Source organism: Marinobacter santoriniensis NKSG1 (genome assembly GCF_000347775.1).
Taxonomy (GTDB): Bacteria; Pseudomonadota; Gammaproteobacteria; order Pseudomonadales; family Oleiphilaceae; genus Marinobacter; species Marinobacter santoriniensis.
In genome coordinates this window covers 15172-31847 of record NZ_APAT01000010.1, presented here as the reverse complement: position 1 = coordinate 31847, position 16676 = coordinate 15172, and the positions used below count along the sequence as shown (strand labels likewise).

9 protein-coding genes are annotated in these 16676 nt (G+C 55.0%); 6 read left to right on the top strand and 3 right to left on the bottom strand.

Translation table 11 applies throughout. The annotated features are described in order from the left end of the window. Positions 1-97 precede the first annotated feature (97 nt). The 4 genes from MSNKSG1_RS03590 to MSNKSG1_RS03575 all read left to right on the top strand — a co-directional run bounded on the left by MSNKSG1_RS03590 (position 98) and on the right by MSNKSG1_RS03575 (position 7343). Positions 98-2272, top strand: a complete 2175-nt coding sequence (locus MSNKSG1_RS03590; RefSeq protein WP_008937881.1) for a DNA topoisomerase III — start codon at positions 98-100, stop codon at positions 2270-2272. A gap of 114 nt (positions 2273-2386) precedes the next feature. Then, entirely contained in the window at positions 2387-3115 is a 729-nt protein-coding gene (locus tag MSNKSG1_RS03585; RefSeq protein WP_008937880.1) for a response regulator transcription factor, read from the top strand. After that, positions 3108-4742 carry a FecR domain-containing protein gene (locus MSNKSG1_RS03580; protein ID WP_008937879.1) on the top strand — a complete coding sequence of 545 codons (1635 nt, stop codon included), beginning with the start codon at positions 3108-3110 and terminating at the stop codon, positions 4740-4742. Before MSNKSG1_RS03585 ends, MSNKSG1_RS03580 begins: the two co-directional genes overlap by 8 nt. Before the next feature lie 33 nt (positions 4743-4775). Beyond that, positions 4776-7343, top strand: coding sequence for a CHASE2 domain-containing protein (locus MSNKSG1_RS03575; protein ID WP_008937878.1), 2568 nt, complete (start codon positions 4776-4778; stop codon positions 7341-7343). Positions 7344-7377: 34 nt separating this feature from the next. Here MSNKSG1_RS03575 and MSNKSG1_RS19090 read toward each other — a convergent pair whose 3' ends face one another. Further along, positions 7378-7812 (bottom strand): fibronectin type III domain-containing protein, encoded by a 435-nt coding sequence (locus MSNKSG1_RS19090; protein WP_008937877.1) that lies wholly within the window; start codon positions 7810-7812, stop codon positions 7378-7380. A 465-nt stretch (positions 7813-8277) separates the two neighbouring features. Between MSNKSG1_RS19090 and MSNKSG1_RS03550 the strand changes: the two genes are divergently transcribed. After that, entirely contained in the window at positions 8278-13722 is a 5445-nt protein-coding gene (locus MSNKSG1_RS03550) for a site-specific integrase (RefSeq protein WP_152638716.1), read from the top strand. Here MSNKSG1_RS03550 and MSNKSG1_RS03545 read toward each other — a convergent pair. Further along, positions 13692-14570 (bottom strand): hypothetical protein, encoded by an 879-nt coding sequence (locus tag MSNKSG1_RS03545; RefSeq protein ID WP_008937872.1) that lies wholly within the window; start codon positions 14568-14570, stop codon positions 13692-13694. The two genes, MSNKSG1_RS03550 and MSNKSG1_RS03545, sit on opposite strands and share 31 nt — an antisense overlap. Before the next feature lie 802 nt (positions 14571-15372). Here MSNKSG1_RS03545 and MSNKSG1_RS03540 point away from each other — a divergent pair. Then, positions 15373-15669 carry a hypothetical protein gene (locus MSNKSG1_RS03540; RefSeq protein ID WP_008937871.1) on the top strand — a complete coding sequence of 99 codons (297 nt, stop codon included), beginning with the start codon at positions 15373-15375 and terminating at the stop codon, positions 15667-15669. Between the two features lie 358 nt (positions 15670-16027). On the opposite strand, the gene MSNKSG1_RS18670 is transcribed toward MSNKSG1_RS03540, so the two are convergent. Next, a complete protein-coding gene (locus MSNKSG1_RS18670; RefSeq protein ID WP_083870962.1) occupies positions 16028-16462 on the bottom strand; it encodes an antitoxin Xre/MbcA/ParS toxin-binding domain-containing protein in 435 nt (144 codons plus the stop codon). Positions 16463-16676: the final 214 nt, after the last annotated feature.

The following is a 16676-nucleotide window of genomic DNA, read 5'->3' as shown; positions in this document are numbered from 1 at the left end:
CAGCACAGAGCCTCAAGTCTACTACACCAGGCAAGGCCCTTGACACCAAACCACCAAAGGGCCACATTCCAACGCCAATCCTGTAACACCCGACATCATGCAACTCTATATTGCCGAGAAGCCCAGTCTGGCCCGCGCCATCGCCGCCGCATTGCCCGGCCCCCACCAGAAAGGTCAGGGCTGGATCCGCTGCGGCAAAGGCGAGGACGCCGCCACGGTCAGCTGGTGCATCGGCCACTTGCTGGAGCCAGCAGAACCCGGCCACTATAACCCGACCTGGAAAAAATGGCGGGGAGAAGACCTGCCCCTCATTCCCGACCGATGGCAAGTGGTTCCCAAAGACAGCGTCCGCCAGCAACTCGGCGTCCTTGAGTCACTGATCCGGCAGGCAAAGAGCATTGTTCACGCGGGGGATCCGGATCGCGAGGGCCAACTGCTGGTGGACGAAGTACTTCGATATACCGGCACCAAGGCACCGGTTTACCGAATTCTGATCAACGACCTCACACCGTCGGCCGTCGAGAAAGCCATCCGCGCCCCTCGGGACAACCGGGAATACCGGCGCCTGTCACATTCGGCACTGGCAAGACAGCGGGCCGACTGGCTTTACGGCATCAATCTGACCCGCTTTTACACACTGAGTTACCAGCAACAGGGCGAACAGGGCGTGTATTCCGTGGGTCGGGTTCAGACACCGGTTCTCGGACTGGTGGTGGAGCGGGACACCACGATCGAAAACTTCGAGCCCCGCCCCTACTACCGGATTGACGCCCAGTTCCAGGCCCGGGAGCCGGAGGCCGATCCACGGCCCTTTACCGCCCGCTGGCTTCCGGACGAGTCGTTCGCCGATAGCCTCGACGAAGACAACCGGCTTATGGACCGTTCCGTTGCGGAGCGCATCGTCCAGAGCGTCGAGGATCGCCCGGGAACCATCGTCGAGTCGCAGTTCCGGGACCGACCGGAAACACCGCCACTGCCTCTGTCCCTCTCGGCCCTGCAGATCGAGGCCGGGCGTCTGTTCCGGATGGGCGCCAAAGATGTACTGGACACTGCGCAGAGACTGTACGAGCGACACCAACTGATCACCTATCCGCGTTCCGACTGCCGGTACCTGCCGGAGGAACACTATGGCCAGCGCCAGCAAGTGATCAATGCCATCCGGCGAGTCGCACCAGGCCTCGCAGAGGCAACCGATCGTGTGGACACCAGCCGCAGGACCAGAGCCTGGGACGACGCAAAAGTGGACGCCCACCACGCCATCATCCCGACAACCCGACCGACACCCAGCGGCAAGCTCTCGCAATCCGAGGCAAATATTTACGACCTGGTCAGCCGCTACTACCTCATGCAGTTTTCGGCGGATGCTATCCATCGGGAGGGGAAGCTGACCGTCCGGGTTGCCGATCACCGGTTCCGGGCAACGGAAACCGCGATCATCGAACCAGGCTGGAAAGCACTGGAGCCCAAGCGTCGCGAAGGCCCGCCCGAGACGGCCAAGGCACCCCTGCCCAGGCTGGAAAAAACCGAACCTGTCCATTGCCAACAGGCGACCGTCACGGAAAAAAAGACCCAGCCTCCGCAATACTTTACGGACGCCACCCTGCTGTCGGCGATGACCAACATCGCCCGGTTTGTCAGTGACCGAGAGCTCCGAAAAACCCTTCGGGAAACCGATGGCCTGGGTACGGAAGCCACCCGCGCAGCCATCCTCGAAACATTGTTCAAACGGGATTACCTGTTCAGGGAAGGCCGGCACATCCGGGCGACAACCAAAGGGCGGCGCCTGATTGAAGCTCTGCCCGAATCCATCACAACGCCAGACCGGACCGCCGTGTGGGAGGCCACCCTCGAAAGCATACGCCAGGGTGAGGGCGATCCCCGCGCGTTTCTGGAGACGCTTAAACGGGAAATTCGCGCTTTCATCAACGCACCGCCGGGATCGCCATCGAACCAACCGGCACCGGAACAGCCACTGACAGGGCCCCATTGCCCGAAATGCCGGGCGCCGATGGTCGAACGGGAAGGAAAATTCGGTCGATTCCACGCTTGCACACGGTATCCGGACTGCCGCGGAACACGCCCCATTGAGGAGGCCGCACCAACCGACGGAACCAGCCAGAAACCCGTGCCCTGCCCCCATTGCTTTTCACCACTGGTCCGTCGGAAAGGCAAAAAAGGCTGGTTCTGGGGGTGCAGTAATTTCCCAGGCTGCCGACAAACAGTAGATGACCTCGACGGGCAGCCGGCCATCAATTTACGCAAATCTACATAACGATACTGATTCGCCCGTTACATTTTGGGATAATCGCCTGAAAATGCAGGGTCTGCCCCAGAATCCCGGATGTCCAGATACAGACCGGGCAGACACATCTCCGGAGGAAACAAGATGCGCATTGCTCTGCTTGAAGACGAACACGAACAGGCGCAAAACATCCAGACAATCCTGTCCGATAACGGGCACCACTGTGACAGCTTTCCTTCCGGCCAGGCCTTTCTGAGCGCCGTTCTGCATCGTAGCTACGACTTGCTGATTCTCGACTGGCAGATCCCGGACATGACGGGTATCGATGTGCTGGAGGGGGTACGGGCTCAACTGAACTGGCCGATTCCGGTGGTTTTCCTGACCCAGAGAGACAGTGAAACCGACATCGTCAGAGCGCTGGACGCCGGTGCCGATGATTACCTGTCGAAGCCTGCCCGTCCGGCGGAACTGATCGCCCGTATCCACGCACTGGCTCGTCGAAGCAACCCGGATAACGACAAAGAAGTCCTCCACTACGGTCCGTTCGAGATCAATACTCAGCAACGCAGCATTACGTTGCACGGTGACCCGCTGACGCTGACCGACAAGGATTTCGATCTCACCCTGTTCCTGTTCCAGAACCAGGGCCGACTGCTGACTCGGGAAATGCTGCTGGAGCGGGTCTGGGGACTGGCCCGGGACATCAATACCCGCACGGTCGATACGCACATGAGCCGACTTCGGCGCCGGCTCGGGCTCAATCCCGAAAACGGCTTCCGTATAAAAACCATTTATCAGCGAGGCTATCGGCTTGAAGCCATGAAGGCAGCCGACGACATTCTGGATACCACTCCCCGTGCGGCGAATGAGTAAAAGTCTACTCCAACTGAGAACGGCTTTCGTTGCCTTGGCGTTTCTGTCACTTGGCCTGCCTGCGCATGCCGAACTGTCATTGACGCAGGGATCGGCCAGTCGCCCTGCGACAACCACATCCGGCAGTGTTCCGGAGTGGACGTACACACTCAAATCCGGCGAAACCTTTTCTGACGTCGCCTCGGAGCTGCTGGCAACGGGACACAGCGTCGCCCAGCTGCGTCAGTACAATCAACTGCCACAAAACGCCGTGGTCGATACCGGTGATCGCTTCCGCATTCCCCTCAACTGGCTTCGCCGGCAGCCAGAGCCAGCCATGGTTCGCTCGGTCAGCGGCACCGTGCAACTTATCTCCGGCCGGGACGGGCAAAAGCGTCCACTGACGGCCAACAGTCTCGTTAGAGTCGGTGATGAGATCATTTCCGCGCAGGGAACGGCCACCGTTGAACTCGCTGACGGCTCCGAGGTACGTCTGTCACCGGATTCGCGGCTCATTTTCAATCGCCTGACCCAGTACGGCAAGTCGGGCATGGTCGATACGCGCCTGCGCCTGAACAAGGGCGAAGTCCATACGCGCGTAAAGCCAGTTATGGAAGGCGGCGCCCGTTTTGAAATCGAGACGCCGTCGGCCGTGGCGGCCGTCCGGGGAACCGCGTTTACCGTGCAGACGTCGCCTGCAGGCACAGAGCTACAGGTCACCAAGGGCATTGTGGATTTCGGCCCTCGAGGCAAAACCCAGCGAGTTCCCGCCGGCTATGGTGCCAGCCTTTCCACCCATTCAGCAGGCGGCCTTCGCATCCGTCGCTTACCCCCGGCGCCAGCGGTGGAGCCAATTCCGGAGAATGTCACAAGCCTGCCGGTCGCGTTGCGCTGGTCTCAGGATGGCGCCGCTGCCCATCGAGTGGATATTTTCGAGAAGGACACCGGCCAATGGGTCAAAAGCCGGAAGGTGAACGGCACCGACTTCGACATCTCCCTTCTGGACAACGGCAAGTACGAGGTTCAGCTCGCCGCTCTCGATAACCGGGGAATGGCCGGCATGCCGGCCTCTCTCCCACTGAATGTCAACCTGCAGGCGCAACCCGCAACATTGGTCTCCCCAGCCCCGGGTGCAACCGCTAACGACGACATGCCCGAGTTTCAGTGGAAACTCAATGGCAGCAACGAGGTTGCCAGAGTCGAGATTGCCGGGGACGACAGCTTCAGCGACCTGATCACAACCAGCGAGTGGGCACCGGAAAATCAGGCATTGCCCTCCCGGCCGCTATCCCCTGGCGAATACTATTGGCGGGTCGTTACCGAAGCCGGCGGCACGTCCGTCACCGAATCAGAAGCCCGAAAACTGGTGGTGAACGGCAGCCTGCCGCCTACCCGGATCATCAGCGTGAACTACCTCAACAGCCAGGTCCGCATCTTCTGGGAAAAGGTGGATACTGCCAGCGAATATCGACTGCAGCTGTCCGAAGGGCCGCAGTTCCGCAACATCATCAAGGAAGCAACCCTGGCTGATACCACCGCAGCCTTGCGTCTGATTCCCGGAAGGCGGTATTTTGTGCGGCTGAAAGCGCTCTCGAATGGGCCCCTGACCAGCCGTTGGGGACCAGGGAGGGAACTGTACCTGGAATAATCTCTTCAGCAGACATATGACCAAGCGGGGCTCATGAACCGGGATTTGCCAATCATAAGAACGACTCCCTGGAGCCTGGGCCTGATCCTCCTTGTCATACTGGCGGCTTTACAGGCTTCGGCCCTGCCGCAACGGCTCGACTACTGGCTCTACGATACCGCCATCACCTCCCACCCGGCGCCCACTTCAGCGAACGTAGTGGTTGTTGCGATCGACGACCGGAGCCTGGGCCAGCTCGGACGGTGGCCCTGGCCCCGATCGCGCCATGCCGCGCTGATTCGAAAACTCGAAGCCGCGGGTGCGAGGACCATCGTTTTTGACGTGCTGTTTCCCGAGCCATCTGCCGATGACTCTGATCTGGCGCGGGCGATGACAGCCCACGGCAACGTGGTGCTCCCGGTTTACCTGTCACCACCAACCTCGCAGTACTTGCTGAACGAACAACTCCCGGCCCCAGTGCTGGCGGCCGCCGCGTACAACCTCGGTCATGCCCATGTCGAACTGGACAGCGATGGCGTGGCCCGGGGACTCTACCTGTACAATGGCCTTGAGCGAACCCTCTGGCCAAGTCTGTCCCTCGCAGCGACGGGCGCAGAGCCCATGCGTCAGAGTGATATCGATGTACCGTCATTCGTGAACGTTCGCAATGAATACCGGGCAGTGCCCATGACCGGCGGTGCAGGAACCCTTCCAACCTACTCCTACGCGCAAGTGCTGCAGCAGCCGCCTTCATCGGAAATATTCAGGAACAAGGTGGTTTTCGTGGGAGCCACGGCAGCGGGCTTCGGCGATGTTCTGCCGACCCCTTTTTCCGGCCTGAGCCGCCCCATGTCCGGTGTCGAGTTCCACGCCAATGCCTATTCAGCACAATCTCAGGGACTGCTCATTCGCAAGGCACCCGAATGGATGGAGTACGCACTCTGCCTGCTGACCCTCGCCATGCTCTGTGTGCTCCTGCCCCGCATGCGGCCCACCCGAACCCTTTTTGCATGCCTTGCCACAATGCTGGGGCTCGGCCTGATCTTCCTGGCTGCCTTGTTCGGTGCCAGAGTCTGGATTCCCGTGGCAAACGCTCTACTGATACCACTGTTCGCCTTTCCAGCCTCCAGCGGTCTGCGCCTGGCCATGACCAATCGCTTCCTGAACCGTCAGCTGGATGATCTGGCCCGCAGCCCTCAAGTCTCTCTGCCCGAGCCTGGCCGTCGCCACCCGGCTCAACTCCTCGACCAGCTGAAAGCCCTGCTCCAGCCGGAAGGCTGGCTGCTCACTACCGGGAAAGACATTCTGTCCTGCAAAGGTCTTGGCACCGGAGACATCCCGGAACGCCTGACACCCGGAAAATGGACGCACCTCGATGGCAGGAGCTGGATTTGTCTGCAACGAGGTCCGCAAAGCTACATCCTTGGCCTTACCCTACCGAACGATCTGGGCCGGGAGGTTATTCAGCGCTATCTTCAACGCCTCGACCTGGACGCCGAAGCGCCCTCGCGCCATTACCATCCCTCAAGGGAAAACATCTCGGCACGCATCGAACGATTGCGCTCGGCCACGGAGCGACTGGAGCGGATGCAGCAATTTATCCGCCGCAGCTTCGAACGCATGCCAGATGGGGTCATCGTAACCGACGAATTAGGCGTTATAAGATTCGCCAACGGCCATATCGAGGAGTGGTTCAGAGAACCCATGCCGAGCCTGAACGGGCTTCCTCTGGCCAACCTCCTGGAGGGCCATGACCCCCGCGAAACGCCGCCCTGGCACGAGACGGTCTCGGATACCCTCACCCTGCAACAAAGTCGCACGGTGGACCTGCGCATTCACAACAAGGACTTTCTGATCCACTTTGCCCCTTTCGCGTTACCCGAGGTCGAACAGAACGGCATTATCGCCAATATCTCCGACATATCGGAGCTGAGGGAACAACAACGCCAACATCGCGAAGCCATTGATTTCATCTCCCACGATGTCCGGTCCCCCCTGGTGTCACAGCTTGCCCTTATCGAGCAGCTGAAGCGCGATCCGGCCCACATAGAGCCCTCGCAGCTTGAACAGCTGGGCAAGCTGGCACGGCGGAGCTATCACCTCGCCGAGGAATTCGTTCAGTTGGCCCGGGCGGAACAGCTCACAGAAACCCGCTTTTACGAATGCGAGTTCCTGGCCATTGTTGAAAATGCCCGGGACAGTGTGAGCGAGCAGGCGTCCGAAAAGGGAATCCGGCTTCAGCTTCAGGGCACCGAAGATCTATGGCTGAAGGGTAACGCGGAATTGCTGGAACGGGCGGTGATCAACCTTCTGACCAACGCCGTTCAGTACAGTCCGGAAGCATCCACCGTCATCATCCAGGTATTCCAGGCCGGGCACCTCGCCTGCCTGACGATCACGGATGAAGGCAGCGGTATCGATCCCCACGAGCTTCCCAGCCTGTTCGACCGGTATCGGCGCCAGAAAAGGAGTGAATTGAGTGGCGTGCACGGAACCGGCCTCGGGCTTTCTTTCGTCAAGACCGTTGTGGAGAAACATCGGGGAGAGATAACGGTGACTTCGACTGCTGGGGAGGGAACTTCTTTTACCATGAAGCTCCCGATTGCCAACCCGCTGACCTGACCGATTCCGGCTTCAGATCAGCAGGCGCACTTCCTCAGGAGGCAATGCTCTTGCTTACCACCTCTGAGGGCTCACTCATCAGACCGTTGATGTCCTGAACCTGGATGGTGAAGTACCAGGTGCCGGTGCTGAGACCATCCACGGTATAGGACATGGCCGCATCTTCAGCGGCATTGTCGACCACGGCTTCCCGGTCCAGGTTGCTGGCATCCTGACCGTAGCGGATGACGTATTTATCCAGCTCGCCCATGGCAATCCCTTCGCCGTTGACACGGGTTGAAGGCGCACTCCAGCTCAGTACAGCCTTTTTGGCATCGGTCGCCGAAGCCGCGCTGCCACCCTGGCCAACCTGTGTCGCCGAGGACTGGGCTGAATCAGAAGATGATCCCCCGCCGCCGCAGCCAGCGAGCAGCATTCCGAACACAATCGCAACACCCCAAGCCTTTGACACTTTAATGACGCTGTTCATAAGTCTTTCGCACCATTTTCTCGTCGATTTTGTCAAATTCTATAAAACAACGGGGATTATCGATGTGAAAGACGTCATCAAGCCAATTACGAAATTGTCAATTTTTCGACAGGTTCTGGTAATTACTTAGGGGAAGTTACTGACACTTGGGCAATTTATGACCAAAACAACCGGAGGAGACGGTTTAAAGCTTCGACAAATGTCGTAAGACCAGAAACCGGAAGCGAAGGCAGGGAAATAGGCACGACAAGGGCGTCACTGACGACGCTCCAGAAACGAAAAAAGCCGGCTAGTGCCGGCTTTTTTCTGATTGGTAGCGGGGGCTGGATTCGAACCAACGACCTTCGGGTTATGAGACTGATGAAATAAGGACATATAAAATGTCCCTATTTGCTTTAAATTGACGAAAAACCTTATGATAGCAGGGCTTAAACTCAAATTAGCGAAAAGCAACCAGATCAATTAATGACAAACAACGCGGATCAAAACCGTCACAGTGACCAAGAAAACGAACCAGCAGAAATGACCTTCGGGCTCGGCGCGGCTTTCAAGCAACTCGAATCCTGGGCCCAGGAAAACGGCCTCGCTGATACGCTTGCGGTTATCCACATCACACTTGGGCTTGATGAACGAACCGTCGGGATTGGTAACCTCGTCACTGAACTGTCTCACCCTGAAGCCGCCGAAATTCTGGCGCTGTGGCATGCAAATCCAATTGTTGAAAAACTACAACAGTTTGTAAAGACATTCTCGTCGGAACCTATCATCCATCATGCCTATGCTCCGCTCCCTAATGCTGGGGCAGCCGATAAAACCAGACGTCTCTTCAAAGGTCTCAAATCCCGAACATTCCTGTTGGCACTAATAACCAACCCGTTAGCATTCACTGAAGACCGAGAAACCTATCTCTTCCGCAAAATGCTCCGGATTTGGTTGGTCGTTCACGGAGCCCAACGAGTGGTTCAGAATCATTATCCTGCGGATGCCAACATCAGTGCGGCCAGTCGGTTTTTGATTGTTGGCATTAACGACCAGAACTGGGTAATCATTGATCGCCTTCTTGAGCGGACCCGGCGAATCCTCCTCGGACGCCACCCCTCTTTCGAGCGGTTCAGCCAGGCCATTGGTTCGGCAGCCGAGCAACTCAGACATGACGCATCCAAAACACCGTCTTCCCAACGTTTCTTGAATGCAATTTCAGCTATTGCTCAGGGCAATTGCGTTCCGATTACACAAGATACCGGTCGAATTCCTATTGATCGATCCTTTCCTGACCTGGAAACGAACCAACCCCGATGGCCCTTTTTTCAACACGGCGAGATCGAATGCCAAGCCATTCCGGTTGGGCCCGATGACTTCAATGGTTATGGAAATGAAGATGATGAGCCAGACCCTTGTTTACTGGTAAAAGTTGATCCAACAGATTCTCCGGAAGAAAAAACGGTCTCCTGCCGCAGTGTTCTGATTCAATCGGCGGAACTGTCCCACTTTCTCCCCTGGAGCTGGGAGAAAGTGCTTCCACCGGAGCTAAAGATGATTGAGGGCTGGATATCCGCAAGCCTTCTGGCCGAGGATAAAACCCTGAGACTGGGATCTGCACTGGTCTGGCTGGCTATCCGACTCTCACGCTCATTGGCGCTCATCGAAAACCTGGAAATACAGCAAAACATCAATGACGACTGGACCCTGACACCAGATTTTCAGTACGTACAACGCCGCCCTCCCCGACGACAGAATAGTTGGCGACCCGATAGCAGCGCCCATGATGCAGTTCAGCCATTCCAGGATGAGATGAGGATCGCTCTTCCTACAAACGTTTCAAAAGCCTTAACGACGATTGGCCTGCAGGGGAAGGCAGATTCCGCCCGTTTCCTACTGAATGTGTGGCAGACCGTAGCCTCGATAGGCCTTGAAAAGTGGTTTCACCAGCAAGCGGGCGAACACTTTCCGAGAGTAACCAGCGCAAAGCTCGGGCAGATCTGGAGTCAACGGGTCTTCGACCGGTCAGGGGACCATAACCTGTCTCGCCTTCTGGCTTCTCATCATAACAGCGCGTTGCCTGGAGCTTGCGGCTACGGCGCCTGGGATATAGATACCGTGGAACGCGGTTTTGAGCTATCGATTCAACGAACGGCAGACAACGCTTCCCGTCCCAATTTGATCGGTAGTGTGTTGGAACCGCTTGAATCCGTTCTCAACAATGCGATTCAGCAAGCAACAACTCGCTTAATTGATGCCCGCAATTCAGATTTGGTCACCTACCATAATCTTCTGGTCCAATATGCCGTTATGGCCCTGTACGCCGGGACCGGTTCGCGGCCCCTCCGGGATCCTTTCGAGTCCGCAACACACTTCAATTTTGATGAGCTTTTAGTCTTTATCGATGATAAATCCGACGAGAATCTACATAACGGGCGCGTGGTTCCCTTGCCGGATAAGGTCGTTGAGGTTATCCAGGCGTATGCGGATTATCTGGAGCGTCTTGCGCCCATCATTGCCCAAAGGCGAGTGGGCCTATCCAAGGAGATAGCCAGCCTCAATACAGGAACGACTACGGCATTACCTTTTTTCTTCCTTTTGGATGAAAATCTTAAATGGCATTCGTGCTCAGAAAAGGGCCTTCCGGGTGGCATTCTTTTCGAATGGCCCCTGCCCGCCAATCTGTTCCGCCATCGGTATGCACAGCAACTTTACCGCAATGGCGTGAACGCAGAAGTCATCGATGGATGGATGGGCCATGCCGAACGCAGCGTCGCCAGCTACGGAGATTACTCTCCTCGTTGTTGGCAAAATGACGCAGAACATTATCGGGATGCCCTTAATAGCGTTGTTGATCAACTCGCATTCCAGACACCGGAGATCCCAAACAAACTCCCGCCGCTGAAAGAGCCTCCGTGCGAATCGTCGTCGTACCAAGAACCTGACTTGTTTGGTCAGCGCGCACGTCAGCGACAGCGCCGACAAACCCTCAAGAACGCAATTCGCGCGGCGAGACAGGACATACAGCTTTTTATGGGCGAAAAGCCCCTCGATGAATTGAGCCAAGAGGACGCAGAAAAGCTCGGTAACAAAATGCTATTGAGAGAAAATCGCCTGCCTCACCCTCACGCAGCCATTCGTTTCGCAGAACTCACTAAAATTCTGGAGCGTTCAGGAAACCAAAACTACACCGTCCGAAAACGTCTCGCCCGAATCCGTCAGGAACGCTCATTGATCACGTCCTTCGCACCGACAGCCCTCAATATATGGCCACAGATCTTGGTGTGGGCGGCGCAGACGGGGTCATCACTGATAAAAAGTCAATTGTCGAAATTCGAGGCTCTTAGCCTCGGAGCGGCTCTTTTGTGCATTGAGAAGCGGCTGAGTTATCGACGCTTACTGAATGATGTCGTTCAAGGAAGAAATTTTCGGCTGATTCAAAATGGCAAACGGTATTTTTTTGAATACAGCGAAGAGCTGGGTGATCACTTCTCGACTCCGGTCCAGCGGCACGAAATCAGTTATAAAACGGCAAGCCTGTTGGGCCATGGCGTAGGACTTAAAAAATCGATAGACCCAGAGACCTGTGACTGCCCCAAAAGTTTAAAAAGGCTCGCTACCCAAACCCGGGGGGCAGGAGACTCCCGGGAAACCGAAACACTCTCCGACCTACTGTCTCGCCTTTGCAGGATCGTAGAACAGGTAAATCTCATCCAGTTACCCGGAATGGTGGCCGGCGCTCTCAGTGAGCGGCAGCCTCCGACCAGTCCGCCACTGAATGACTATCTGCGAATTAGCGAGGGTAAAAAACGGTTGCTGCCAGGAACGACAGTTCCCGACGACGGCTCACCGGAAATTGCAGCAAACCCGATTCCGGGTAATCGGCTTCGCGAGAGTGACAGACAGACACTTCAAAATAATGCTCGTGATTACTTCGGCCAAATAACGGAGATACTAAACCAGTACCGCAAACCACAAGCCGGAAAAATTGCACAGCAAATCGATAAACTCTCGAAAGAGAGAGCCGGCAAAGTGCCTAGCGCCATCGTCATGGTGGGTTACTGGGTAAGCGATACCATCCGAAAAGGGAAAGGACGCCAATGGTCAAAATTCAATCCCTTTGCACAAAACACACTGTCGACCTATTTCAGCTCGCTGACTGGCGTATTTTCCGGGCTGGCTTATGAAGTGAATCTACTCGAACTGGATGACGACGAGATCACGGCATTATGCGCCGATATGCTGGAGTACACGCGATCCAGATCTGTTCAAATAGGTTTTTTTAGCAGACGACTCCGCGATTTTTTCCGGTGGGCAGAAGCATACGGCGTCGCAACTCCGGATTGGAGTGAGCTGGATCTTTCAGATAATCGCCGCCAGGTTAGACCAGGTTTGTTGACGGAGGCGGAATACCTAGCCTGCCAGCGCGACATCCAGTCAATGACAGAGTTGGAGACCGACTACCGGCTCATATTGGGTTTTGTTTTATTGCTAACGTACCGTTTTGGGCTTAGAGCCCAGGAAGCGATCGGGCTACTCCGAGCGGACTGGTGTGTAGCAGACACTTATCAGTGGGTTCTTATCCGGAATAATCGGTATCGTGAAATTAAAAGCTTGTCCGGACGGCGCGCGGTGCCGCTCTTATTCAGATTAGCGGAGACGGAACGTTCCTTAATAGACCGGGTTCTTGGGCGCTATACGGCGATTGCTGGCAGTGAAACTAACCGGCCAATACTCTGCGACCTGGTGAACGGGTCCGTGGATATCACCAATCTACGCAGCCTTATCCCACCCGCACTGATACAGGTGCTGCGGCGAGTCACCGGCAACCCCTCAATGATTTTGCATCATTGCCGCCACAGTTTTTACAACCGCATTGCGGCGGCGGTGCTGGGCCTCGAAACGCCTTTCAGCCGAGACTTTGCTGACAATCCGGACTCCTCATCTCTCAGACTCGTGATTCTGGGAAATGTGTCCGACACTTCACGACGGAGCGGCATGGCACTCGCGCGCATCATGGGGCACCGCCACCCGCGAACAGGCATGAAAAATTACAACCACCTGATGACCGACTGGGCGGATGCGCTTACACCGGTAGTCCACAAAAGGGCCAGGTTGCTGAGTAGTGCTCTCAATACTAAAGATTTTGAACATGCCCCGACGTACTCTGCCAGTGAGCTGCCCTCTGCGCTGTTATTTCCAAAACTATCACTGACCCGAATATTCAGGCTGCTTCGACTCGTCTCACAGGGCCTGAGCTATGAACGTGCTGGCCAGCTCATGCAGTTACGGCCTGATCATACCGCTGTATTGCAGGGAGTTTTTCAGCAGGCAAATGCCAACATGCGCTTCAAAACACGGTCCGACAAGAAGGCCTGGGTTAATGGCACGCAGCTACCAAATGCACTCCTGCAGTCAATCTCTGACGATGGATGGCGCCGTCTGATAGCCCATGTGGAGCAGCTGTCTGATGTCGACCCGTGCGAGAACACCGTTGTCCCTGACCTCACAGAACTACCTTTCCTTACAGGCAGAAACAGGCACCTATTGATGGATCAACCGTCCCACTGCCAGTTAGTAAATTTAGTGCTGGATTATTTTGAGGTTAGAGAGCATCGCTATCGAGTCGTCGCTCGATTCGATAATGAATATGCTACGGCACTGCTCACACAATACGGTTTTCGGGTATTGGGCGAATATGAAGCCTCCGGCAACGGCAAACGGTTGCAGCTTGATCCATTTTCAACACATCTCCGGGGGGCCTCCTATAGAGGTCGGGCATTCGGTGGGTTGGTTCTGGAGCGGACGGCTGGAGGCATCATCCATGATGCTGGCGAACTCGCCATAGCTTTTCTCGCAACCGGCATGCTCCTGGCCATCTTCCGCAGCTCATCCTCAAATCATGTACCTCCTGCGTTATCAAAGTCCTGAAACAGAGCGCTGTTTACCGAGTCCTCGTTACAGAGTTCCAACGAGGTCAATTGTAGGAATTCGTTTTTGCCAGCGCTGTCACGCGTTTTTATTCCGGTGAACCGACAAAACCGCCGACGAAAATTTCCCTCGCATGCAACGCGAATGAGACTTGCGTCGTTTGCCTGGAACACGAGCGGCCCCCTCTCGAGATAACCCGCTGCATCGACTCGAATCAGTTGAATCCGATTGCTCTGTTCAGAAAAACCGTCTGGCCATGCAACGCCTTCTACCTGTTCTGTCACTGTTTGTCGTAATGGCCGTTCGCAAAAACGACCTTGGATCGGCATCACGACGTCGCCGCCTAGTTCAAACTGCACGCCGAAGGGCATGCCAATTTTTTTCCCCGAGTGCCGCTCGACGAACTCCTCAATTTGCATCTGAACCCACATCAGTTCGTCCGAATTCAGCGAATCACAGGCAGGTGGGTCGAAAAGCGAGCGAGCGCCTGTGATGCCAGACGTCAACTCTTGGAGAATGTCCCGTAGGCTGCCCAACAACGCACAGGCGGCATCGCCATCCACATAAATAGCTCGAAATATCACGCACTCCCCCGCGTAGTTGGTTGCGATATATGCAGCAGACGAAACGGAAACATAGTGATCCCGCTGAAACTGACTTAGAAACTCATTCATGACGTTGACGACAAATTCAGCAAATAATCGAATGATCGGATTTGCGACCTGAGTGTCTTCATACTCGATGACCCCTTCGCTGGAAATTGAGACTGTTTGATCAAATGGCGAGACAACTCCCACGAGCAGCGGGGAGGATGGAGTGGCTGCGCCAGTAGAAATGTTTGATTCCATAAAACCTCCGAAACAACAAAAACCTGATAAGCCCCGCAGACAATTGCAGTGGCTGCCTGACTAAAAATTAAACATTTAGGCGACGATATTTTCTCAAGGGAAAAGATGGTCATCGGGTGCCAGTGTCCTGGCCATAATCAGAATGGATTCGAATGCCGGCGGGAATTCTTCACAGAGTTGGGCATAGAAACGCATATCGTGAACCGCTTTGCGATTCCAGCGCTTTCGAATTCACTTGAATTTTTTGTCAGATACGCTGGAGAAGGATTCCAGCTAAAGACAAGTGCAAAAGCCGGTTGGCTGTTTGCTTTGGAGGTCGAGGAGTGAACCCTCTGAAAGACTCTAGATCTAACTGAACTAGAGCTTGATTGACATGCTGTTTGATGGCCAGCTACCAAATACTTTTATACCCAACCGCAATAAGGAACGCAACTCTGAATTTTACAATGGCTCGGGCCAAATTGTCGGCCTTGCAGTGTGTAGTATTTAATCTTGGCCATTTTGTTGCGCCATAGCTCTGGGCATGTGGTTACATGGAGCCCAAACTTTTCAGGCATCGTTAATAATCGCCCACAAATATCCCTCTCGCCGACCAAGTGGTTGCCCTTTGAGAATACTGGGCTAATTGCATTTTTAGCGCATTTAGACCGAACTATCCTCCCAGATTTTTCGTTAACCTGCCCTCATCTCAAATATATCTGCAGAAAATATTTTGAGAATGCATTACCAACGAGCAGACCAATTTATGGCTCTGTAAAAGTATTTTTTAAGCTGCAACGCTAACCGTCATATAGGTATATCCATGAATGCCCGTCATACTCTCGCACAAATCGCGTCATTAAATGACCTCATAGCAACAGATTCCGAAAACATTGAGAATCTCGAAGCGAAGCTGTCCAAGGCAAATAAAGAGCAGACAGTCCTGCACAATCGCAGGCAACGGCTAATTCTCAAGCTTGCGGCTTGGGCTATCCAGGAGGGAGTCGCTGGCCCGGACGACGATCTCCCTGTCGATGATCCCCATTCGTTTCTTGTCGCTATTTGCGACCTGATCGAGAACCATGAACGACTATGGGAAACTGACGGAGCGGTACATTAAACACCTTCCACCATCGAAGCATGGAGTGACGTATCGATGAACCCAAGTGATTGGCTCGATGCGGACACTCCGTCCATAGTGGAAGCGCTCACCAATCCTTCTTCATCGGCAACCGACGACAGCCTCAGTCTATTTACTTGAAATCAGAGCAATAACCTACTGGCGTAGTTCGTGGAGCGATCAGGTTTGAAGCGGGCCCTGAAGGGCAGCCTTTCCCCTCTCAAGCTCGGATAATTTTCGTGCAATGACCTCAAGCTCTTCTTCTATTCGGATACATGTCTCCTAGCCAGTGAAATCGGCCATTTCGCTAATAGTAACCTGCCGATCGTTACTCCACCGAACCTTTCAGCGTGAGGCCCTAGCTGAACTGGCCACCCTCGATTTTTTGAAGAACATCCATTGCCCAACGCCGGCCTTCGTGGGTATCCAGTAAACTGACGGGGGTTTCATCACCCAGGGCCGGCACCCCACTTTTCATCCATTGCTTTGCTAATGCTGGGCACTCCCACACTGCAAAGCATGACGAAAGCACTCTCGCAATCTCCAATACCGCTTCCGATGTTCTGATATCCAGGGCTTCAATTTGGCACATAGCTTCAAGCTGTTCTGGCGGCACCCCAAGCGCTTTTGCAATTCCCTCATCTGCCCCGGATGACTGGATGACAGAGGCCAGCCAATGCCCCGGAATACCGGCCCGAACTGCATGAATGAAAGCCATATGGTCAGCGAACAAGTTCCCGGGAATACAGCCAAAAACCATGTCAGGACATCGTTGTGAGTTGTTCTGATTCATTGAGTTGACCTGTATTGTTGAGAACACGGAAGTTGATTCACCGTCTCCAAGATTTCACCACATAGAATATGATCGTATAGTAAAGACATTACGCATGCATGGGGCAACTATGGATCTTGAAACAGGCATTCTGACGGCTATGGCGATTGGCATTGTGGGTGCAGGTGTACTGACTGCATGGTGCCTCTGGTCGCGGTATCAGGAACTAGAAGAT

What these genes read in the sequence shown, in the direction of transcription:
- MSNKSG1_RS03590 (WP_008937881.1), top strand. Translation starts at nt 98, where the DNA reads ATGCAACTCTATATTGCCGAGAAGCCCAGTCTGGCCCGCGCCATCGCC.
- MSNKSG1_RS03585 (WP_008937880.1), top strand. Translation starts at nt 2,387, where the DNA reads ATGCGCATTGCTCTGCTTGAAGACGAACACGAACAGGCGCAAAACATC.
- MSNKSG1_RS03580 (WP_008937879.1), top strand. Translation starts at nt 3,108, where the DNA reads ATGAGTAAAAGTCTACTCCAACTGAGAACGGCTTTCGTTGCCTTGGCG.
- MSNKSG1_RS03575 (WP_008937878.1), top strand. Translation starts at nt 4,776, where the DNA reads ATGAACCGGGATTTGCCAATCATAAGAACGACTCCCTGGAGCCTGGGC.
- MSNKSG1_RS19090 (WP_008937877.1), bottom strand. Translation starts at nt 7,812, where the DNA reads ATGAACAGCGTCATTAAAGTGTCAAAGGCTTGGGGTGTTGCGATTGTG.
- MSNKSG1_RS03550 (WP_152638716.1), top strand. Translation starts at nt 8,278, where the DNA reads ATGACAAACAACGCGGATCAAAACCGTCACAGTGACCAAGAAAACGAA.
- MSNKSG1_RS03545 (WP_008937872.1), bottom strand. Translation starts at nt 14,570, where the DNA reads ATGGAATCAAACATTTCTACTGGCGCAGCCACTCCATCCTCCCCGCTG.
- MSNKSG1_RS03540 (WP_008937871.1), top strand. Translation starts at nt 15,373, where the DNA reads ATGAATGCCCGTCATACTCTCGCACAAATCGCGTCATTAAATGACCTC.
- MSNKSG1_RS18670 (WP_083870962.1), bottom strand. Translation starts at nt 16,462, where the DNA reads ATGAATCAGAACAACTCACAACGATGTCCTGACATGGTTTTTGGCTGT.